The organism is Streptomyces sp. NPDC018610, assembly GCF_044391765.1.
Taxonomy (GTDB): Bacteria; Actinomycetota; Actinomycetes; order Streptomycetales; family Streptomycetaceae; genus Streptomyces.
Window position 1 is genome coordinate 252802 of sequence record NZ_JBISAL010000001.1, and the last position, 21260, is coordinate 274061.

15 protein-coding genes are annotated in these 21260 nt (G+C 71.5%); 7 read left to right on the top strand and 8 right to left on the bottom strand.

Going from position 1 to position 21260, the window contains the following annotated elements:
• Positions 1-182 precede the first annotated feature (182 nt).
• Complete coding sequence (locus ACH5A8_RS01155; protein WP_398996651.1) at positions 183-356, top strand: hypothetical protein; 174 nt, start codon at positions 183-185, stop codon at positions 354-356.
• A gap of 108 nt (positions 357-464) precedes the next feature.
• Here the strand turns inward: ACH5A8_RS01155 and dnaE are convergent, their stop codons facing one another.
• Positions 465-4004, bottom strand: a complete 3540-nt coding sequence (gene dnaE, locus ACH5A8_RS01160) for a DNA polymerase III subunit alpha (protein ID WP_398996652.1) — start codon at positions 4002-4004, stop codon at positions 465-467.
• Positions 4005-4218: 214 nt separating this feature from the next.
• Between dnaE and ACH5A8_RS01165 the strand changes: the two genes are divergently transcribed.
• The 4 genes from ACH5A8_RS01165 to ACH5A8_RS01180 all read left to right on the top strand — a co-directional run bounded on the left by ACH5A8_RS01165 (position 4219) and on the right by ACH5A8_RS01180 (position 9034).
• A complete protein-coding gene (locus ACH5A8_RS01165; protein WP_398996654.1) occupies positions 4219-5556 on the top strand; it encodes a DUF2252 domain-containing protein in 1338 nt (445 codons plus the stop codon).
• A gap of 69 nt (positions 5557-5625) precedes the next feature.
• On the top strand, positions 5626-6318 hold the full coding sequence (locus ACH5A8_RS01170) for a hypothetical protein (protein ID WP_398996656.1): 693 nt from the start codon (positions 5626-5628) through the stop codon (positions 6316-6318).
• Positions 6319-6397: 79 nt separating this feature from the next.
• The gene (locus tag ACH5A8_RS01175) at positions 6398-7210 is read left to right on the top strand and encodes a DsbA family protein (RefSeq protein ID WP_398996658.1); all 813 of its coding nucleotides are present in this window, start codon (positions 6398-6400) and stop codon (positions 7208-7210) included.
• Between the two features lie 141 nt (positions 7211-7351).
• Positions 7352-9034 carry an alkaline phosphatase D family protein gene (locus ACH5A8_RS01180; protein WP_398996660.1) on the top strand — a complete coding sequence of 561 codons (1683 nt, stop codon included), beginning with the start codon at positions 7352-7354 and terminating at the stop codon, positions 9032-9034.
• A 60-nt stretch (positions 9035-9094) separates the two neighbouring features.
• On the opposite strand, the gene ACH5A8_RS01185 is transcribed toward ACH5A8_RS01180, so the two are convergent.
• Positions 9095-9664, bottom strand: coding sequence for a dienelactone hydrolase family protein (locus ACH5A8_RS01185; protein WP_398996662.1), 570 nt, complete (start codon positions 9662-9664; stop codon positions 9095-9097).
• 149 nt (positions 9665-9813) lie between these two features.
• On the opposite strand from ACH5A8_RS01185, the gene ACH5A8_RS01190 reads away from it, so the two are divergent.
• On the top strand, positions 9814-10977 hold the full coding sequence (locus tag ACH5A8_RS01190) for a mechanosensitive ion channel family protein (protein WP_398996664.1): 1164 nt from the start codon (positions 9814-9816) through the stop codon (positions 10975-10977).
• Positions 10978-10999: 22 nt separating this feature from the next.
• Here the strand turns inward: ACH5A8_RS01190 and ACH5A8_RS01195 are convergent, their stop codons facing one another.
• The 6 genes from ACH5A8_RS01195 to ACH5A8_RS01220 all read right to left on the bottom strand — a co-directional run bounded on the left by ACH5A8_RS01195 (position 11000) and on the right by ACH5A8_RS01220 (position 17304).
• On the bottom strand, positions 11000-11740 hold the full coding sequence (locus ACH5A8_RS01195) for an SDR family NAD(P)-dependent oxidoreductase (protein WP_398996665.1): 741 nt from the start codon (positions 11738-11740) through the stop codon (positions 11000-11002).
• 203 nt (positions 11741-11943) lie between these two features.
• Positions 11944-13530 carry a Na+/H+ antiporter gene (locus tag ACH5A8_RS01200; protein ID WP_398996667.1) on the bottom strand — a complete coding sequence of 529 codons (1587 nt, stop codon included), beginning with the start codon at positions 13528-13530 and terminating at the stop codon, positions 11944-11946.
• 413 nt (positions 13531-13943) lie between these two features.
• Positions 13944-14420: a GNAT family N-acetyltransferase gene (locus ACH5A8_RS01205; protein ID WP_398996669.1), complete on the bottom strand. Its 477-nt coding sequence runs from the start codon at positions 14418-14420 to the stop codon at positions 13944-13946.
• Positions 14417-15361 carry an RluA family pseudouridine synthase gene (locus ACH5A8_RS01210; RefSeq protein WP_398996671.1) on the bottom strand — a complete coding sequence of 315 codons (945 nt, stop codon included), beginning with the start codon at positions 15359-15361 and terminating at the stop codon, positions 14417-14419. The genes ACH5A8_RS01205 and ACH5A8_RS01210 overlap by 4 nt, the downstream gene beginning before the upstream one ends.
• 51 nt (positions 15362-15412) lie before the next feature.
• Positions 15413-16108 (bottom strand): signal peptidase II, encoded by a 696-nt coding sequence (gene lspA, locus ACH5A8_RS01215; protein WP_398996673.1) that lies wholly within the window; start codon positions 16106-16108, stop codon positions 15413-15415.
• 62 nt (positions 16109-16170) lie between these two features.
• Positions 16171-17304: a TraR/DksA C4-type zinc finger protein gene (locus ACH5A8_RS01220; RefSeq protein ID WP_398996675.1), complete on the bottom strand. Its 1134-nt coding sequence runs from the start codon at positions 17302-17304 to the stop codon at positions 16171-16173.
• Between the two features lie 618 nt (positions 17305-17922).
• Here ACH5A8_RS01220 and ileS point away from each other — a divergent pair.
• Positions 17923-21102, top strand: coding sequence for an isoleucine--tRNA ligase (gene ileS, locus ACH5A8_RS01225; RefSeq protein ID WP_398996676.1), 3180 nt, complete (start codon positions 17923-17925; stop codon positions 21100-21102).
• Positions 21103-21260: the final 158 nt, after the last annotated feature.

Here is a 21260-nt window from a genome sequence, read left to right on the forward strand (position 1 = left end):
CGAGTCTGCCCGACCGTGCCGGGGTTAACGGCCCGAACTCGATCTTCGGCGTGGCGTTTCCGGAGGCTCCGGCCCGACGACCCTTGTCACATACGGTAATTATCCGACATGCGTTCATTGTCGGCGTGTGTGAATCTGGTCGCGGCCCTGGCCCCTAGATCCCCCACAGGAGGTTGATCACCATGGCCAAGAACCGCAAGCAGGACCGCAGCCGGCAGAAGGCGTCCGTGGCCGCGAACGGCCCCCACGAGGCGGAGCACTCCGTGACGGAGCCGCAGCCCGAGCACCACGCCCCGCAGCTGAGTCCCACCGACGTGGCCCGCAAGGGACGTCAGAAGCGCTTCGGCCACAACTGAACCCGCAGCCAGGGCCGTTGAGCGATCTCTGAGCCCGGTATCGACGAGGGGGCGTACCCGATCGCGCACGGGTACGCCCTCCTTTTTGGTTCGTTCGCCGCCCTGAGGTCAGCCCGCCAGGCAGGACGGGCCGAGGAGGACCTTCAGGTCGCCGAAGAGCGCGGGGTCGGGCTTCACCCGGTGCCGGTCCAGGCGCAGCACGGTCGTCCTGGTCGGGCCCTGGAGCTTGATCCGGACCTCGCTCTCGCCCCGGTGGTGGGTGAGGATCTCGCCGAGGCGGCTGACCATCGGCGGGGTGACGCGGGTGGCCGGGATGGTGAGGACCACGGGGGCGTTGGCGCCCGCGTGGGACAGGTCCGGGACCTGGAGTTCCATGGCGACCAGCCGCGGCACGTCCTCGCGCTTGTCGAGGCGCCCCTTGACGAACACCACGGCGTCCTCGATGAGTTGGGTGGACACCAGCTGGTAGGTCGCCGGGAAGAACATGCACTCGATGGAGCCGGCCAGGTCCTCGACCGTGGCGATGGCCCACGCGTTGCCCTGCTTGGTCATCTTGCGCTGCAGGCCCGAGATGATGCCGCCGATGGTGACCACCGCGCCGTCCGCGTGCTCGCCGCCGGTGAGCTGGGAGATGCCGGCGTCGGCCTTGTCGGCGAGCACGTTCTCCAGGCCGAAGAGCGGGTGGTCGGAGACGTAGAGACCGAGCATCTCCCGCTCCTGGGCGAGCAGATAGGTCTTGTCCCACTCGTCGGTGGAGAACTCCACGTCCAGTCCGAAGCCGGGCTCGCCGCTGGTCTCCTCGCCCATGCCGCCGAAGAGGTCGAACTGTCCCTCGGCCTCCTTGCGCTTGACCGCGACCACGTTGTCGATCATCGGTTCGTACTGCGCGGTGAGGCCCTTGCGGGTGTGCCCCATGGTGTCGAAGGCGCCGGCCTTGATCAGCGACTCGGTGGTGCGCTTGTTGCAGACCACGGCCTCGACCTTGTCGAGGTAGTCGGGGAAGGAGGAGTACTTCCCCTTCGCCTTGCGTGACTTGATGATCGACTCGACGACGTTGGTGCCGACGTTGCGGACGGCGGAGAGGCCGAAGAGGATCACGTCGTCGCCCTGGGCGGCGAAGTTGGACTCGGACTCGTTGACGTTGGGCGGGAGCACCTTGATGCCCATGCGGCGGCACTCGTTGAGGTAGACCGCCGACTTGTCCTTGTCGTCCTTGACGGAGGTGAGCAGGGCCGCCATGTACTCGGCGGGGTGGTTCGCCTTCAGGTAGGCGGTCCAGTACGACACCAGGCCGTACGCGGCGGAGTGGGCCTTGTTGAAGGCGTAGCCGGCGAAGGGGACCAGGACGTCCCACAGGGCCTGGATGGCCTCGTCGCTGTAGCCGTTCTTCTTGGCGCCGGACTGGAAGATGGTGAAGTTCTTGGCCAGCTCGTCGGGCTTCTTCTTGCCCATCACGCGGCGCAGGATGTCGGCCTCGCCGAGCGAGTAGCCGGCGATGATCTGGGCGGCCTTCTGCACCTGCTCCTGGTAGACGATCAGGCCGTAGGTGACGGCCAGGACCTCTTCGAGGGGCTCCTCCAGCTCCTTGTGGATCGGGGTGATCTCCTGGAGGCCGTTCTTGCGCAGCGCGTAGTTGGTGTGCGAGTCCATGCCCATCGGGCCCGGGCGGTACAGCGCGGACACGGCGGAGATGTCCTCGAAGTTGTCCGGCTTCATCAGGCGCAGCAGGGAGCGCATGGGGCCGCCGTCGAACTGGAAGACGCCGAGGGTGTCGCCGCGCTGGAGCAGTTCGAAGGTCGTGGGGTCGTCCAGCGGGAGGGCGAGGAGATCGATGTCGATCCCCTTGTTGGACTTCACCATCTTGACGGCGTCGTCCATGATCGTCAGGTTGCGCAGGCCGAGGAAGTCCATCTTCAGCAGGCCGAGCGACTCGCAGCTCGGGTAGTCCCACTGGGTGATGGTCACGCCGTCGGTGTGCCGGACCCAGACCGGGACGTGCTCGGTGATGGTCTCGCTGGACATGATCACGCCGGCGGCGTGCACGCCCATCTGCCGGACCAGGCCCTCGACGCCCTTGGCGGTGTCGATGACCTTCTTCACGTCCGGCTCGTTCTCGTACATCGAGCGGACCTCGCCGGCCTCCGAGTAGCGCGGGTGCGAGGGGTCGGTGATGCCGTTCAGGTCGATGCCCTTGCCGAGGACGTCGGCGGGCATGGCCTTGGTGATGCGGTCGCCCATCGCGTACGGGTAGCCCAGCACGCGCGCGGAGTCCTTGATCGCGTTCTTGGCCTTGATCTTGCCGTAGGTGCCGATCATGGCGACCTTGTCGGCGCCGTACTTCTCCGTGACGTACCGGATCACCTCGACGCGCCTGCGCTCGTCGAAGTCGATGTCGACGTCGGGCATGGAGACGCGCTCGGGGTTGAGGAACCGCTCGAAGATCAGGCCGTGCGGGATCGGGTCGAGGTCGGTGATGCCCATGGCGTAGGCGACGATCGAGCCGGCCGCGGAGCCTCGGCCGGGGCCGACCGCGATGCCGTTGTTCTTGGCCCACATGATGAAGTCGGCGACGACGAGGAAGTAGCCCGGGAACCCCATCTGGATGATGACGTCCATCTCGTACTCGACCTGCCTCTGGCGGTCCTCGGGGATGCCGCCGGGGAAGCGGCGCTCCATGCCGCGGCGGACCTCCTCCTTGAACCAGGTGACCTCGGTGTAGCCCTCGGGGATGTCGAACTTGGGCATGAGGTCGCGCTTCTCGAACATGCCCGTGGTGTCGACCATCTCGGCCACCAGGAGCGTGTTGGCGCAGCCCTCCTGCCAGGCGTCCGAGGAGTCGATGGCGTACATCTCGTCCGTGGACTTCAGGTAGTAGCCGGTGCCGTCGAACTTGAAGCGGTCGGGGTCGGAGAGGTTCTTGCCGGTCTGGATGCACAGCAGGGCGTCGTGGGCGCCGGCCTCGTGCGCGTAGGTGTAGTGCGAGTCGTTGGTGACCAGCGGGGGGATGCCGAGCTTCTTGCCGATCTCCAGGAGGCCGTCGCGGACCCGGTGCTCGATGTCGATGCCGTGGTCCATCAGCTCCAGGAAGTAGCGGTCCTTGCCGAAGATGTCCTGGTAGTCGGCGGCGGCCTTCAGGGCCTCGTCGTACTGGCCGAGGCGCAGCCGGGTCTGCACCTCGCCCGAGGGGCAGCCGGTGGAGGCGACGATGCCCTTGGACCACCGCGCGATGGTCTCCTTGTCCATGCGCGGCCACTTCTGCAGCCAGCCCTCGGCGTAGGCGTCGGAGGAGAGGCGGAAGAGGTTGTGCAGGCCCGTGCTGTCGACCGCCCACATCGTCTTGTGGGTGTAACCGCCGGAACCGGAGACGTCGTCGCGCTTCTGGTGCGGCTGGCCCCAGCGGATCTTGCGCTTGTTGCGCCGGGACTCGGGGGCGACGTACGCCTCGATGCCGATGATCGGGGTGACCCCGGCCTTCTTCGCGGTGTGGAAGAAGTCGTACGCCCCGTGGAGGTTGCCGTGGTCGGACATGGCGATGTGCGTCATGCCCATTTCATTGCAGGCGTCGAACATGTCCTTCAGCCGCGCGGCACCGTCCAGCATCGAGTACTGGGTGTGGACGTGCAGGTGCGTGAACGGCGGTTTCGACACGGTTCGTCCTCCTGGGGAAACGGCACGGCGCCAAGCTTCGGACGGTCTGGGGGTCAGCGTCGAAGTCTATGCCCCGCGACCGACACCCGGGCCGCCGAGCGGCGTACCTTCATGCGAAGGAGAGCCGGGCACTCCCCGGCGGCGCCGAACGTTGCCCCGGGGGACGTCCCGTCCCCGAACGTCTCGTACCACCTGTCCCAGGAGGCATCCCGCGATGTCGGTCCCCCAGCTCAGCGACGAGCAGCGCGGCGAGGAGATCCTCGCCGTCCTCGACACCGCCTTCGGCGAGCTCCTGGCCGCCGACCCGGCCGCGTTCCGCGTGAAGTTCCGGAAGATGGCGGCCTCGGCCTTCGCGTTCTACCGCGGCACGGCCTGCCTCTTCTACCACGACCTGGCGGCCGGCCCCGCGGGGCGGACGGCCGGCGGCCCGTACCTGGACGAGCGCACCTCGCGCGTGTGGATCCACGGCGACCTGCACGCGGAGAACTTCGGCACCTACATGGACTCGAACGGGCGTCTGATCTTCAACGTCAACGACTTCGACGAGGCCTACGTCGGCCCGTTCACCTGGGACGTCCAGCGCTTCGCCGCCTCCATCGCCCTGATCGGGTACGCCAAGGCGCTCAGCGACGACCAGATCACCGATCTGGTGACCGTCTACGCGGCCGCCTACCGCGAGCGCGTCCACGCCCTGGCCACCGGCGCCAAGGACGACGAGGTGCCGCCCTTCACCCTGGACACCGCGCAGGGTCCGCTGCTGGACGCGCTGCGTGACGCCCGCTCGCTGACCCGGTTCGGGCTGCTGGAGACGATGACGGAGATCCGCGACTTCGAGCGCCGCTTCGCGCCCGGCGGCGGCTCCGTCGAGCTGGACGCCGCCACCCGCTACAAGGTGCTCGCCGCCTTCGACGGCTACCTGGAGACACTGCCCGAGTCCTCGCTGGCCCGCCCGGACTCCTACCGCGTGAAGGACGTCGTCGGCCGCCGCGGCATCGGCATCGGCTCGGCCGGGCTGCCGTCGTACAACATCCTGCTGGAGGGCAACAGCGACGCCCTGGAGAACGACGTCGTGATCTACATCAAGCAGGCCCAGACCCCGGCCGTCTCCCGGCACGTCACCGACCGGGCGATCCGCGACTACTTCCTGCACGAGGGCCACCGCACGGTGATCTCCCAGCGCGCCCTGCAGGCGCACGCCGACCCGTGGCTGGGCTGGACCGAGCTGGACGGCGCGGGCCAGCTGGTCGCCGAGGTCTCGCCGTACGCCGTCGACCTGGAGTGGGGCGACATCGACGACCCGGAGGAGATCGCGCAGGTCGTCGCCGACCTCGGCCGGGCCACGGCCACGATGCACGCGGCGGCCGACGACCAGTCCGGGGAGTCCCTGGTGCCGTTCTCCACCGAGCGGGCCATCGACGCGGCGATCGCGGCCGACGAGGAGGGCTTCGCCCCGCTCCTCGTGGACTTCGCGCACCGCTACGGCGCACGCGCGCGCGGCGACCACCAGATCTTCCTCGACCTGTTCCGCAACGGACGGATTCCGGGTCTATGACGGAAGGGCCGCTCACAGGGATTCTTTAGAGACCTCTTACCGGCCCACGTGACACACTCTCCTTTCGCTATGGACATATCCGGGACCTTCCTCAGAGCCGTGCGCGCGGCGCTGTTCACGGCCGTGGTCGTGACGCTCAGCACCGCGTCGCACGTGCTGCTGTCGCAGGTCCCGCTGCCGCTGAACACGGTGGCCGTGATCACGGCCGCCGTGTTCGCGCTCGCCTACGCGCTGGCCGGCCGCGAGCGCGGCTTCGGGCGGATCGCCGCCCTGCTGATCCCGCTGGAGCTGGCCGCCGACACGGTCTTCACCACCGGCCAGCACGTCTGCTACGGCACCGCCGGCGGCCCGGTCGCCGGTCCACTGCGCTCGGTCGGCTGGGACGTGCTGTGCGGCAACCGCCACGACGTCGGCACACCGCTGGCCCGCATGACAGCGACGGACACCGACCGGCTCGCGGCGCTGCTCGCCCACGCCGACCCGGCCACCGCCTGGCTGCTGCTGGCCGCGCACGTCGGCGTCGGCCTCCTCGCGGCGGCCTGGCTGCGCCGCGGCGAACGCGCTCTGGCCCAGCTGCTGTGCTCGGTGGCCGCGGTCACCTTCCGGCCGCTGCTGCTCGCGGTGGCCGCCGTCACGGTCCGCCGGGAGAGCCCGGCGGCCCGCGCCGTACGGCCCGCGTCGCACCACGGCGCCCCGCGCACCCTCCTCCTCGCGTACTCCCTGGGACGGCGCGGACCGCCGTGCTCGCCCGCCCTCGTCTGACCGACGACGGCGCCCGAGCACGAACGGTCCCCACCGAACCCGCGCAGCACGGCTGCGCGTCCCACAGGAGAACACCACCATGAGCAAGCGGAACACCCAGACGGCGAAGACGGCGGCCCGGGAGCGGCTGCGCGCCGAGCGCGAGCGCCAGGCCAAGCGCGACAAGGCGAAGCGGCAGATCATCGTCGCCTGCTCGGTCGTCGCCGTACTGGCGGTGGCCGGCGGCGTCGGCTACGCCGTCGTCCAGGCGAACAAGCCCACCGGCTGGGACGCCGCGAAGAGCAAGCCGCTCGTGAAGCCGGCCAACACCAGCGGCACGGACGGCACGACCGTCGTCATAGGCAAGAGCACCGCCAAGAAGACCCTCACCATCTACGAGGACCCGCGCTGCCCGGTCTGCGCCCAGTTCGAGCAGGCCGTCGGCGCCACGGTGAAGAAGGACGTCGACGCCGGCAAGTTCAAGCTCCGGTACGTCGGCGCGACCTTCCTCGACAAGAACCTTCCGGGCGTGGGCTCCAAGAACGCGCTCAGCGCCCTCGGGGCGGCGCTGAACGTCAGCCCGGAGGCGTTCGTCGAGTACAAGTCCGCGATGTACTCCACGAAGTGGCACCCCGAGGAGACCGACGACAAGTTCAAGGACGACTCCTACCTCATCAAGATCGCGGACACGGTCCCCGCGCTCAAGGGCAACGCGGCCTTCCAGAAGGCCGTGAAGAACGGCACCTACGACCGCTGGGCGCTGGAGGAGTCGAAGATCTTCGACAAGGACGGCATCCAGGGCACCCCGACCCTGAAGATGGACGGCAAGACGCTGACGGGCTCCGACGGCAAGAACGCGCCGTCGACCCCGGAGGACTTCAACAAGGCCGTCGAGGCGGCGCTCAAGGGCTGATCCCGCCCCGGGGCCCCTCGGCCGGACCGTGCCCGGCTGATCCGGACGAGGGCCCCTCGGCCCCAACCCGCGCCGAAGAGCGGGCGAACTTTCGCCGGTTCGCCCGCTCTTCGCGTGTACTCATCAGTAATCTGATCGGCCGTGACCAGTCGATACAGATCAACCCAGGACGACGGCTCGCGATCCAAGTCCGTCAACTCGCTTTCCCCGAGCCGCCGTACGGTCGTCAAGGCCGCGGCGGCCACCGCTGTGCTGGCCGCTCCGCTCGCCGCCGCGCTGCCGGCGCGGGCCGCCGCGGCCGAGCCCGCCTTCCTGCACGGCGTCGCCTCCGGCGACCCGCTGCCCGACGGCGTGCTGCTGTGGACCCGGGTGACGCCCACCGAGGAGGCCGTACCGGGCTCGGGGCTCGGCCCGGACACCGAGGTGAGCTGGGTGGTGGCCCGCGACAAGGCGTTCACGGACGTCGTCGCCAAGGGCTCCACCACCGCCACGGCCGCCTCCGACCACACCGTCAAGGCCGACATACGCGGCCTGGAGCCGGCCACCGACTACTGGTTCCGCTTCTCCAGCGGCGACGCCGTCTCCCCCGCCGCCCGGACCCGGACCGCGCCCGCCCACGACGCCGCCGTCACCAGCCTGCGCTTCGGCGTGGTCTCCTGCGCCAACTGGGAGGCCGGCTACTTCGCGCCGTACCGGCACCTCGCCGCCCGCGGCGACCTGGACGCCTGGCTGCACCTCGGCGACTACATCTACGAGTACAAGTCGGGCGAGTACGCGGCGCGCGGCAAGGTCGTACGCCCGCACGCCCCGGCGAACGAGATCATCACGCTCGCCGACTACCGCGTGCGGCACGCGAAGTACAAGACGGACCCCGACCTTCAGGCGCTGCACCACAGGGCGCCGGTCATCGCGATCTGGGACGATCACGAGTTCGCCGACAACGCCTGGTCGGGCGGGGCGGTCAACCACACCGAGGGCGCCGAGGGCGCCTGGAGCGACCGCAAGGCCGCCGCCAAGCAGGCCTACTTCGAGTGGATGCCGGTCCGCCCGGCGATCGCCGGCACCACCTACCGCCGGCTGCGCTTCGGCAAACTCGCCGACCTCTCCCTGCTCGACCTGCGCTCCTTCCGCTCCCAGCAGGCGTCGACGGGCAGCGGCTCGGTCGACGACCCGGACCGCACGATCACCGGCCGCGCCCAACTCGACTGGCTCAAGGCCGGACTGGCCGCGTCCGACACCACCTGGCGGCTGGTCGGCAACTCCGTGATGATCTCCCCCTTCGTCGTCGGGTCCCTCCCCGCGGACCTGCTCAAGCCGCTGGCGAAGCTGCTCGGGCTGCCGCAGGAGGGCCTGGCGATCAACAGCGACCAGTGGGACGGCTACACCGACGACCGCCGCGAGCTGCTGGCCCACCTGCGCTCCCGCGCCATCGGCAACACCGTCTTCCTGACCGGCGACATCCACATGGCGTGGGCCAACGACGTGCCGGTGGACGCCGGCACCTACCCGCTGTCGGCGTCGGCCGCCACCGAGTTCGTGGTCACCTCCATGACCTCCGACAACCTCGACGACATCGTCAAGGTGCCCGAGGGCCTGGTCTCGGCGGTGGCCGCACCGGTCATCCAGGCCGCCAACCGGCACGTCCACTGGGTCGACACGGACCGGCACGGCTACGGCGTCCTGGACGTCACCGCCGAGCGCGCGCAGATGGACTACTACGTCCTGTCCGACCGCACGGACGCGAACGCGACCTCGTCCTGGGCCCGTTCGTACCGCACCCGCAGCGGCACGCAGAAGGTCGAGCGCACGTACGACCCGGTGTAGCCGCGCCGGCCGGCCATCGGCCCGGGGACCCCGGTGCGGCCGCGCCGGCCGGCGGCGGGCCTACAGACCCTCGAGGAAGCCGAGCGCCACCCGCCAGGTGGCCTCGGCGGCCTCCTCGTCGTAGTCCGGCAGACCGGGGTCGGTGTACAGGTGGCCGGCCCCGGGGTACCGGTAGACCTCCACGTCGGCGCCGGCCCGGCCCATCTGGAGGTACCAGGCGCTCAGCCAGTCGTCCGTCTCGAACGGGTCGGGTTCGGCCACGTGCAGCTGGACCGGCAGGTCGTCGACCTGTACGCCCGGCGCGATGTCCGAGGTGCCGTGCAGGAGCAGCAGCCCGCGGGCCTTCTCGTCGCCGAGGGCGAGGGTCTGCGCGATCGAGGCGCCCAGCGAGAACCCGGCGTACACCAGGCCCCGCTCCGAGTACGGCGCCGCGGCCAGCACGGCCCGTCTGAGCAGTTCTTCCTTGCCGATGCCGTCCTTGAAGGCCATGCCCTCCTCGACCGAGTCGAACGTACACCGCTCGAAGAGGTCCGGTGTCCACACCTCGTGCCCGGCCGCGCGCAGCCGGTCCGCGGCCTCGCGCACGGCGGGCCTGAGGCCATGGGTCGAGTGGAAGAGCATGATGTTCATGAGGCCATGGTGCCAGCCGGGTACGACGGCGCCCCGGCACGGCCCGGCGTGCGGGTCCGGGTAAGCCTCGCCACACCGTCCGGGCACTACCCGTGAACGCGGCGAGAACACATGTTCATGCCCGGCCGCCTCCGGTTAGGAGCGCAGGCATGGAGAACGTACTCCGCCCGCTCGCCGTGATCGGCGGCTCGGTGTTCCTCACCCTGTTCATCGGATGGGCCACCGACCTGCTGTTGCGCAAGGCCGACGAACGGCACCACGAGACACCGCTGTGGGGCCTGCTGCGCCGTGCCCGCGTCCCCTATCAACTCGTCCTGTGCGCCGCCCTGCTCAGAGGCTCCTACGACCAGGCGAAGCTGCTCCTGGAGCACCGGGCCGGCATCGGCCGGACACTGACGCTGGTGCTGATCGGATCGGCCGCCTGGCTGGCGATCCGGATCGCCGCGGCCGTGGTCGAGACCTCGTACTCGCGCTACGCCAGCGCCCGCGCCCACCGCGACCCCGCCCGGGTGCGGCGGGTGCGCACCCAGGTGGAGCTGATCATGCGCGTGGTCTCGGCGGTCGTCATCGTCGTGGCCGCCGCCTCGATGCTGCTCACCTTCCCGGCGATGCGCGCGGCCGGCGCCTCGCTGCTGGCCTCGGCCGGCATCCTCGGCATCGTCGCCGGCGTGGCCGCGCAGTCCACGCTGAGCAACATGTTCGCCGGGCTGCAGATCGCCTTCGGCGACATGGTGCGCATCGGCGACACCGTGGTCGTCGACGGCGAGTGGGGCACGGTCGAGGAGATCACGCTGACCTTCCTGACGGTGCGCACCTGGGACGAGCGCCGGATCACCATGCCGGTCTCGTACTTCACGGCCAACCCGTTCGAGAACTGGTCGCGCGGCACCCCGCAGATGACCGGCACCGTCTTCTGGCACCTGGACCACTCCGCGCCGCTGGAGGCGATGCGTCAGAAACTGCGCGACATCCTGCGCCAGTGCCCGGCCTGGGACGGCCGCGCCTACAACCTGTACGTCACCGACACCAGCCAGAGCACCATCGAGGTGCGTGCGCTGGTGACGGCGAAGGACTCCGACGACATCTTCACGGTGCGGGTCGCGGTGCGCGAGGAGATGATCCGCTGGCTGTGCGAGGAGCACCCGTACGCGCTGCCGCGTGTCAACACCGCGCCGGCGGTGCCGCCCCCGGGCCGCCCGGACGGCCGGCCGGCCTCCCCCGACGGCGCGGCGCGGCGGCGGCCGTCCCTCGGCAAGGACTCCGACGAGTCGCTCGACGGGGCGCCCGGCAGGCCGGGCGCGGGACGCCGGTGAGGGCGCCGGCGCCCCGCCGGGCTCAGTGGCCGCGTTCCGCGCCGCCGTTGACCTGGATGATCTGCGAGGTGATGTGGCCGGCGGCCGGCGAGGCCAGCCAGTGCAGGGTGGCCGCGACGTCACCGGGCGTCCCTGCCCGCCCGTTGGAGGTCTCCGCGATCCGCCGGGCGCGCTGCTCGTCGTCCATCGCGTCACCGAAGAACTCGGTGTCCTCGATGTAGCCGGGTGCGACCACGTTCACCGTGATCCCGTGCGGGCCCAGCCTGCGGGCCAGGTCGTGGGCATAGGGGTGCAGGGCGGCCTTGCACCCCGCGTACGCGCCGCTGCCGGAGCCCCGGTAGGCGGCGATGGAGCTGAGGAACAGCACGCGCCCGCCGGGCTCGGCGAGCCGGTCCCTCAGGGCCTCGGTGAGGAGCACGGCGGTCAGCGTGTTGATCCGGAAGTTGACCGTCCAGTTGTCGGCGACGAGGTCGAGCGGATCGTCCCGCTCGACCTGGGGCTCCAGCCGCCCGGATCCTCCGGCGCCGTGGATCAGCACGTCCACGGCGCCCAGCTCGTCGGCCACGAACCGGGCGGCCGCACGCGCGCCGTCGACGTCACCGACATCGGCCGCGAAGGTGAGCGCCCCGGGGACGTCGGCCTTGCGCAGCACCTCCTCCCGCCGGCCGAGCAGCAGGACCCGGTCCCCTCCCGCCGCGAACACCTGCGCCGCGGCGAGCCCGATGCCCGTGCCGCCGCCACTGATCACCACATTGCGAGTCATGGTCCGAGCCTAGATCCGCCCCACGGCGGGTCGCGGGAACTTCGGAGCACCCTGGCTCGATCCGGCGCGGACCGCCTGCCGGGTCTTGGGCGCCGCCTGCCGGGTTCCGGGGGCGTCTGCCGGGTTCCGGGGGCGTCTGCCGGGTTCCCCGGGCCGTCGGCGACACGCGCGGGCACCGGGGGCGGCCGGCGGCGGGCCGGTCCTCAGCGCAGGCTGCGGACGTCGAGGTGGCGCAGCACCCGGTCCACGATCTCCGGGTCGGCGCCGGGCTCGCTGCGCGCCGCCAGCACCTCGTGCCGGGCCGCGCTCAGCATCTCGTTCTGGATCCGGCGCACCCGCCTGATCCGCCGCACCCGGTTCTCCTGCGCCTCCCGGCGCTCCTCGTCACCGATCTGCGGGTTGATGCGCAGACCGATCTCGAAGGCCCGGCGCAGCATCTGCTCGGACAGCTCCTCCGGCAGGTCCTCGACCGACTCGATCTCCCGCAGCCGCCGCTTGGCCGCCTTCGCCGCCCGCACCGCGAGCTGCTTCTCGAACTCCTTCTCGCGCTCGGTGTCGGCGCGCACCCCCAGCTTCTTCACCAGCCAGGGCAGGGTCAGCCCCTGGACGACGAGGGTGACCATGATGACCCCGAAGGCGATGAAGACGATCTCGTCCCGGTCGGGGAAGGGCGCGCCGCTCTCCGTCTTCAGCGGGATGGCGAGCGCCAGCGCCACCGACGCCACGCCGCGCATCCCGGACCACCACATGACGACGGTCTCCCGCCAGCTGGTCGGGATGTCCTCGTCGTAGTCGCGCAGCGCGTGCAGCCGTTGGGTGAGCCAGGTGGCCGGCAGCAGCCACAGCAGCCGTACGAACACCACGACGGCCACGACCAGGCCGGCCCAGCCGAGCAGTTCGTGCCAGCGGCCGGAGGCGGTCCGGATGGCGTTGTGCAGCTCCAGGCCGATCAGGCCGAACGCGACCCCGGTGACGAGGGTGTCGACGACGTCCCAGACGGTGTGCCCGGCCAGGCGGGACATCACGTCGTCGGCGTCGGCGGCGTACTCCGCCAGGAACAGCGCGGTGGTCAGCACGGCGAGGACGCCTGAGCCGTGCAGCTCCTCGGCCAGGACGTACGAGGCGTAGGGCACCAGCAGCGTCAGCCCGATCTGCAGGGTGGCGTCGCCGAGCCGGTCCAGCATCTTGTTCGCGCCCCAGCCGAGCGCCACGCCGATGAGCACCGCGACGACCGCGGACAGCACCAGGTCGAGCCCGGCCCGCCAGGCGGAGAACTCCCCGCTGACGGCGGCGGCGATCGCCACGTGGTAGAGCACGATGGCCGTGACGTCGTTGAAGAGCCCCTCGCCCTCCAGGATCGACACCAGTCGGCGGGGCAGGCCGAGCTGTCCGGCCACGGCGGTGGCCGCGACCGGGTCGGGCGGGGCGACCAGCGCGCCGAGCGCCACCGCGGCGGCCAGCGGCAGCCCCGGCACGATGGTGTGGGCCACGGCGGCGACACAGATGGTGGTGACGAACACCAGCGCGACGGCCAGCAGGAAGATCGGCCGTTTGTTGGCCGTGAACTGCCGCCAGGAGGTGCGCCGTACGGCGGCGTAGAGCAGCGGCGGCAGCAGCGCGGGCAGGATCAGCTCGGGCGGGATGTCGACGTTCGGCACGAACTTCAGGACCGCCAGCACGATCCCGAGGAGGGTCATCAGCACCGGCGCGGGCAGCCCGAGCCGGTCGCCGACCGGGACACTGATCACGGCCCCGAGCAACACGATGAACAACAGGGCCAACTGATCCACGGTCAGCGCTCCGGGAGGTCGGAAGATCACACGGCAGACCTCAAGCCTGCCATGCCGCTCTCACGGACGGCCGCTCCAGGCGTCGCGGACCGGCTCCTGTCGCAGCGGATCCGCCTCCCGGGACGGACGGCGCCCCGCTCACGGACCGGCCGCTCACTCGCGGGTGCCCCCTCGGGCGAGCGCCGGGGAACGGTCGCGCGGCCCGTGTCTGGGCGGACCTAGGGCCTCTCGTCTGGATCATGCCGGGCTCGCGGGCCCTGGCACCGCGTCTCGCCGCGTTGTCGTCGGTTGCCATGGCTCCGCCATGACGCCCTCCTCCGCCTTGCGAGGCTCCCCCACTGCCTGAACGGCGTGGGAGGGACCCCCACCACCAGACCCCGCTCCCTGATCCGGCCTGATCCAAACGAAAGACCCTAGAGGACGCGCCGCATCGACCGGTGCGGAATGCCGGCGTCCGGGAACTCCGGCCCGTACGCCTCGTAGCCCAGCCGCTCGTAGAAGCCGAGGGCGTGCGTCTGCGCGTGCAGGTCGACGGCGGTGAGGCCGAGCGTGCGCGCGGCCTCCTCGACGGCGCGCACCAGGGCCACGCCCACGCCCAGCCCGCGGGCCTCCTTGGCGACGGCGAGCCGTCCCAGGGAGCCGACGCCCGGCTCGCCGCCGGTCTTCGCCGCGGCCCGCTCGCCGTGCAGCAGCCGGCCGGTGCCCAGCGGCTCCCCGTCCTCCCGGACGGCGAGCACGTGCACGGCGACGGCGTCGTAGGCGTCGTACTCGATCTCCTCGGGGACGCCCTGTTCGGTGACGAAGACCTCCTTGCGCACCGCGAAGCAGGCCTCGCGGTCGGCGGGGGTCTCGGCCACGCGCACCTGGTACGCCACGGCGGGAAGGCTCATGCGTAGGTCTCCTCGCGCACCTGGTCCAGGGCCTTCTGCAGGTCCTCGGGGTAGTCGCTGGCGAACTCCACCCACTGGCCGTCGCCGGGATGCTCGAAACCGAGCCGGACGGCGTGCAGCCACTGCCGGGTCAGCTTGAGGCGCTTGGCGAGCGTGGGGTCGGCGCCGTAGGTCAGGTCGCCGACGCAGGGGTGACGGTGGGCGGCCATGTGGACGCGGATCTGGTGGGTGCGGCCGGTCTCCAGCTTCACGTCCAGCAGGGAGGCGGCGCGGAACGCCTCGATCAGGTCGTAGTGCGTCACGGACGGCTTGCCCTCGGCGGTGACCGCCCACTTGTAGTCGTGGTTCGGGTGCCGGCCGATGGGCGCGTCGATGGTGCCGCTGGTCGGGTCGGGGTGGCCCTGGACCAGGGTGTGGTAGCGCTTGTCGACCGTGCGCTCCTTGAACTGGCGCTTGAGCGACGTGTACGCGTACTCGGACTTGGCGACCACCATCAGGCCGGAGGTGCCGACGTCCAGGCGGTGCACGATGCCCTGGCGCTCGGCCGCGCCGGAGGTGGAGATCCGGTACCCGGCGGCGGCGAGCCCGCCGATGACCGTGGGACCGGTCCAGCCGGGGCTGGGGTGGGCGGCGACGCCGACCGGCTTGACGATCACCACGACGTCGTCGTCGTCGTGGACGATCTCCATGCCCTCGACCGGCTCGGCCACGATCTGTACGGGCGCGGGGGCCTGCGGCATCTCGACCTCCAGCCAGGCGCCGCCGCTCACCCGCTCGGACTTGCCGACCACCGTGCCGTCGACCAGCACCTTGCCCGCCGCGGCCAGCTCGGCCGCCTTCGTACGGGAGAAGCCGAACATGCGGGAGATGGCGGCGTCGACGCGCTCGCCCTCCAGGCCGTCGGGCACGGGCAGGGTACGGATCTCGGGAAGCGTGCTCACCCGTCGAGTATGCCGGACGGGTCCGACAGCGCCGTACGGCAGCCTGCCGGCTCAGTCCTTGTGGACGGTCCCGTCCGGGTCCAGACCGCGGAAGGAGAGCAGCACGATGAGGATGCCGCCGCACACGATCGCGGAGTCGGCGAGGTTGAAGACGGCGAAGTGCTTGGGCGAGATGAAGTCGACGACCGCGCCCTTGAAGACGCCCGGCGAGCGGAAGATGCGGTCGGTGAGGTTGCCGAGCGCGCCGCCGAGCAGCAGGCCGAGGGCGATCGCCCAGGGCAGGCTGTACAGCTTGCGGGCCAGCCGGACGATCACCACGATCACGGCGGCGGCGATCACCGTGAAGATCACCGTGTAGGCCTCGCCGAAGCTGAAGGCGGCGCCCGAGTTGCGGATCGCCTCCAGCTGGAGCCAGTCCCCGATGACCCGCACGGGCGCGTGGTGCTCCAGCCTGGCGACCACGATCAGCTTGCTGACCAGGTCGAGGGCGTACGCGAACGCCGCGACCGAGAACAGCACGGCGATCCGGCGTCGGCCGCGGGCGGGCCCGGCGCCGGCCGGGGCCTGTGTCCGCTGCGCGCCCGCGCCGGGCGAGGCCGCGGACGCGCCGGGCGTCCGGGCCGTACCGTCCGCCGGGGCCGCCGTGCCGTCGGCGCCGGACGGCCCGCCCGGCGCCGGCTGTGCGCCGGGCCGCTCCGCCTCCGGGGTGTCGTCCGGCGTACCGATGATGCGCTCCGCCTCTGCCACGTGAGTCCCTCGACCTAGGTACCTGACTGAGGAACGAGGGTACGGCACGCCCCGGATCCTGTTCAGTACCGGCGTTCCTGCTTCTGCTTGCACTCCACGCACAGGGTGGCGCGCGGGAAGGCCTGCATACGGGCCTTCCCGATGGGGTCGCCGCAGTTCTCGCACAGGCCGTAGGTGCCCGCGTCCAGCCGCTCCAGGGCGCGCCCGGTCTGGACGAGCATCTCGCGCGCGTTGGCGGCGAGCGCCATCTCGTGCTCGCGCGTGATGTTCTTGGTGCCGGTGTCCGCCTCGTCGTCGCCCGCGCCGTCGCCGGAGTCCCGCATCAGACCCGCCAGGGACTCCTCGGAGGAGCTGATCTCCGCGCGCAGCCGCTCCATCTCGGACTGCAGCTCCGCCCGGGCCTCGTCGACCTCCTCGGCGGTCCATGGGTCCTCACCGGGGCGTACCGCGAGCTCGCCCGGCTCCGCCGCGGCCAGGCGCGCCTTGGGGACGGCGGAGGTGTCCGCCGTGGCCGCCGTACCAGGGGTCTTCTTCGCAACCACCGTCGTGGCTCCCGTCTGCTCCGCGGTCCGAGCCGCGCCCGCCTTCTTCCCCGTGCTCTTCCCGCTCACACCGGCCCCGGCCGCGCCCTTGCCGCGGGGGCGGTCCGCCGGGCCGCCGTTCCCGGCGACGGCCTCCGGGGGAACCGCCTTTCCGGGGGCGCCCCCGCGGGGGCCGGCGCCGTCCGGCTTCGCGCGTCCGGGGGCGCCGTGCGCCGGGCCGCCCCGTCCGGACGCGCCGGCGGCGCCGTCCGTGCCCGCGGCGGCCTTCGTGCCGCCTACGGTGGCCTTCCTGCCCGTGGTGGCCTTCGCGGCGGCGGCCTTCGTGGTGGCGGCCTTCGCGGCGGTGGCCTTCGTGGTGGCGGCCTTCGTGGTGGCGGTCCGCCCGGTGCTCCGGCCGCTTGAGGCCGCCGTCCCGCGGGCCGCCTTCTTCGGGGCGGCGGAGCGCCCGGACGTACGCGCCGCGGCGGCCGTCCCGTCCCGCTCCGCGGCGGGCGGCGGCTCTCCGGCCTCCGCCCGCGCCGCGCGGCTTCGCCCGCCGGCGGTCCGCTTCCCGGGGGCCCTCCCCCCGACGGTGCCCGCTCCCCCGGGCTCCCCGGCGATCGCGCTCCGGGACCCGCCGGTCGCCGACTGCTCGGCGGTCTTCCTCAGCACCATGGCCGCGGCCCCTTCACTTATGGTGATCTTGCTCGTGAATCGTGCTGGGACGATAAATCGACACGAGTCCCGCGGCAACGGGGCACGCCGCCCGATCCGCCCGCCTCGCGCGTACCGCGCGGTGGCATGCATGCGTTGTGCCCAGCTCCCCGCCGGGTAATCCGGCCGGCCGCACGTCCCGGGGATCCCTACGGGGCCCGCGCGCCGTTCGGGTCACCGCCCGCGCCCCGCAGCACCCCGCCGGGCCCCGGTCCCGCGCCGCCCGCGCGCGGGAAAACCGGTCGGCCGCTGTCCGCGGCGCGCCGTACACTGGGCGGAGCGAAAAGCGTGGATGGGGACGAGTAGCGGCGTACGCAGCCCAGAGCGACCCGGGGACGGTGTGAGCCCGGGGGCGAGCGCGGCGTGAAGATCACCCCGGAGCCGCCGGAGGAAAGCCCAGCGAAGGCGCGGGGCCAGTAGAACCGGCATCGCGACCCCAATGAGGGGGCTCGTCGGAGCGTACGGCGCACCGGGGGGCCAAGGAGGGTGGTACCGCGGGAGCGCGCCGCACACGGCGTAGGAAGCACGAAGGCTCTCGTCCCTCCGACGGAAGGCAGCACGTCCGCCGGAGGAAGCTCGTTGAATACGCAGCCGCAGTACCGCCAGGTGCCCGCCCAGGTCGACCTGCCCGCGCTCGAACACGCGGTGCTCGACTTCTGGCGCGAGCAGAAGATCTTCGCCAAGAGCCTTCAGCAGTCCGAGGGCCGCCCCGAGTGGGTGTTCTACGAGGGCCCGCCCACCGCCAACGGCATGCCGGGCGCCCACCACATCGAGGCGCGCGTCTTCAAGGACGTCTTCCCCCGCTTCCGCACCATGCGCGGCTACCACGTGGCCCGCAAGGCCGGCTGGGACTGCCACGGCCTCCCGGTGGAGCTGGCGGTCGAGAAGGAGCTGGGCTTCAGCGGCAAGCAGGACATCGAGGCGTACGGCATCGCCGAGTTCAACGCCAAGTGCCGTGAGTCCGTGACCCGGCACACCGACGCCTTCGCCGAGCTGACGACCCGCATGGGCTACTGGGTCGACCTCGACGACGCCTACCGCACCATGGACCCCGAGTACGTGGAGTCGGTGTGGTGGTCGCTGAAGGAGATCTTCGGCAAGGGCCTGCTGGTCCAGGACCACCGCGTCGCCCCCTGGTGCCCCCGCTGCGGCACCGGCCTGTCCGACCACGAGCTGGCGCAGGGCTACGAGACGGTCGTCGACCCCTCCGTCTACGTCCGCTTCCCGCTGACCTCCGGCCCGCTGGCGGGCGAGGCCGCGCTGCTGGTGTGGACGACGACGCCCTGGACGCTGGTCTCCAACACGGCGGTCGCCGCGCACCCCGAGGTGACCTACGTCGTCGCGACGAACGGCGAGGAGAAGCTGGTCGTCGCCGAGCCGCTGGTCGCCAAGGCGCTCGGCGAGGGCTGGGAGACCACCGGTCAGTCCTTCACGGGCGCGGAGATGGAGCGCTGGACGTACCAGCGGCCGTTCGAGCTGATCGAGTTCCCGGGCGCCGGCGAGGGAACCGATGGGCACAGCCCGGCGCCGGCGCACTTCGTGGTGAACGCCGAGTACGTCACCACCGAGGACGGCACGGGTCTGGTCCACCAGTCCCCCGCCTTCGGTGAGGACGACCTCAAGGTGTGCCGCTCCTACGACCTGCCGGTCGTCAACCCGGTGCGCCCCGACGGCACCTTCGAGGAGGACGTCCCGCTGGTCGGCGGCGTCTTCTTCAAGAAGGCCGACGAGAAGCTCACCGAGGACCTCGCCGAGCGCGGCCTGCTCTTCAAGCACCTCCCCTACGAGCACAGCTACCCGCACTGCTGGCGCTGCCACACCGCGCTGCTGTACTACGCCCAGCCGTCCTGGTACATCCGCACCACGGCGGTCAAGGACCGGCTGCTGGAGGAGAACGAGAAGACCAACTGGTTCCCGGAGACGGTCAAGCACGGCCGCTTCGGCGACTGGCTGACCAACAACATCGACTGGGCGCTGTCCCGCAACCGCTACTGGGGCACCCCGCTGCCCATCTGGCGCTGCGAGGAGGGTCACCTCACCTGCGTCGGCTCCCGGGCGGAGCTGTCCGGGCTGACCGGCGCCGACCAGTCGGGCCTGGACCCGCATCGCCCGTTCATCGACGAGGTCGTCTTCGCCTGCCCCGAGGACGGCTGCGGAGCGACCGCCACGCGCGTGCCGGAGGTCATCGACGCCTGGTACGACTCGGGTTCGATGCCGTTCGCGCAGTGGGGGTACCCGTACAAGAACAAGGAGCTGTTCGAGAGCCGTTACCCGGCGCAGTTCATCTCCGAGGCGATCGACCAGACCCGCGGCTGGTTCTACACCCTGATGGCCATCGGCACGCTGGTGTTCGACGAGTCGTCGTACGAGAACGTGGTGTGCCTGGGCCACATCCTGGCCGAGGACGGCCGCAAGATGTCCAAGCACCTGGGCAACATCCTGCAGCCGATCCCGCTGATGGACCAGCACGGCGCGGACGCGGTGCGCTGGTTCATGGCGGCCGGCGGCTCCCCCTGGGCGGCCCGCCGGGTCGGCCACGGCACCATCCAGGAGGTCGTCCGCAAGACGCTGCTGACCTACTGGAACACGGTGGCCTTCCAGGCGCTGTACGCCCGTACGTCGAACTGGGCGCCGAGCGCGGCGGACCCGGCCCCGGCCGACCGCCCGGTCCTGGACCGCTGGCTGCTCAGCGAGCTGCACGCGCTGACCGACCAGGTCACGCAGGCCCTGGAGGCCTACGACACGCAGCGGGCAGGCAAGCTGCTGTCCGCGTTCGTCGACGACCTGTCCAACTGGTACGTCCGCCGTTCGCGCCGTCGCTTCTGGCAGGGCGACAAGGCTGCCCTGCGCACGCTGCACGAGGTCGTCGAGACGGTGACCAAGCTGATGGCCCCGCTGACCCCGTTCATCACCGAGCGGGTCTGGCAGGACCTGATCGTGCCGGTGACGCCGGGCGCCCCGGAGTCGGTGCACCTCGCCTCGTGGCCCGAGGCCGAGCTGTCGGCGATCGACCCGGAGCTGTCGCGGCAGATGGTGGTCGTACGGCGGCTGGTGGAGCTGGGCCGGGCCACGCGCGCGGAGTCGGGCGTCAAGACGCGCCAGCCGCTGTCGCGCGCGCTGGTCGCGGTCGCGGGCTTCGAGTCCCTGGACACCGAACTGCACGCGCAGATCACCGAGGAGCTGAACGTCTCCTCCCTCGCGTCGCTGTCCGAGGTCGGCGGGTCGCTGGTCGACACCACCGCGAAGGCCAACTTCCGTGCGCTGGGCAAGCGGTTCGGCAAGCGGGTGCAGGACGTGGCGAAGGCGATCGCCGGGGCCGACGCGGCCGCGCTGTCGCTGGCGCTGCGCGAGGGCACCGCGTCGGTGGAGGTCGACGGCGAGACGGTCGCCCTCACGCCGGACGAGGTGATCATCACGGAGACGCCGCGCGAGGGCTGGTCCGTGGCGTCCGACTCGGGCGCGACGGTGGCGCTGGACCTGGAGATCACCGAGGAACTGCGGCAGGCCGGGCTGGCCCGCGACGCGATCCGGCTGATCCAGGAGGCCCGCAAGAACAGCGGCCTCGACGTCGCCGACCGGATCGCCCTGCGGTGGACGTCCACGGACCCGGCGGTGATCGCGGCGCTGTCCGAGCACACGGGGCTGATCGCGGAGGAGGTGCTCGCGACGGACTTCGGCCAGGGCGAGGCCGACCCCACGTACGGCGAGGCGTTCACCGACGAGGGGCTGTCCCTGACGTTCCGCCTCCGCAAGGCGTAGCCCTCCGGGGCGGGGGGCGGGGCCCGGGAGCTTTCGCCCCCGCCACCCCTACCCGTCCCGTCCGCCCCTGGGACCGACGCCCCCAGACCCCCTTCGCGCAGTTCCCCGCGTCCCTTCGAGGGCGCGGGGAACTGCGCGTTCTCAGGGGCGCGGGGAAC

What these genes read in the sequence shown, in the direction of transcription:
- ACH5A8_RS01155 (WP_398996651.1), top strand. Translation starts at nt 183, where the DNA reads ATGGCCAAGAACCGCAAGCAGGACCGCAGCCGGCAGAAGGCGTCCGTG.
- ACH5A8_RS01175 (WP_398996658.1), top strand. Translation starts at nt 6,398, where the DNA reads ATGAGCAAGCGGAACACCCAGACGGCGAAGACGGCGGCCCGGGAGCGG.
- ACH5A8_RS01185 (WP_398996662.1), bottom strand. Translation starts at nt 9,664, where the DNA reads ATGAACATCATGCTCTTCCACTCGACCCATGGCCTCAGGCCCGCCGTG.
- ACH5A8_RS01190 (WP_398996664.1), top strand. Translation starts at nt 9,814, where the DNA reads ATGGAGAACGTACTCCGCCCGCTCGCCGTGATCGGCGGCTCGGTGTTC.
- ACH5A8_RS01205 (WP_398996669.1), bottom strand. Translation starts at nt 14,420, where the DNA reads ATGAGCCTTCCCGCCGTGGCGTACCAGGTGCGCGTGGCCGAGACCCCC.
- ACH5A8_RS01165 (WP_398996654.1), top strand. Translation starts at nt 4,219, where the DNA reads ATGTCGGTCCCCCAGCTCAGCGACGAGCAGCGCGGCGAGGAGATCCTC.
- ACH5A8_RS01220 (WP_398996675.1), bottom strand. Translation starts at nt 17,304, where the DNA reads ATGGTGCTGAGGAAGACCGCCGAGCAGTCGGCGACCGGCGGGTCCCGG.
- ACH5A8_RS01170 (WP_398996656.1), top strand. Translation starts at nt 5,626, where the DNA reads ATGGACATATCCGGGACCTTCCTCAGAGCCGTGCGCGCGGCGCTGTTC.
- ACH5A8_RS01195 (WP_398996665.1), bottom strand. Translation starts at nt 11,740, where the DNA reads ATGACTCGCAATGTGGTGATCAGTGGCGGCGGCACGGGCATCGGGCTC.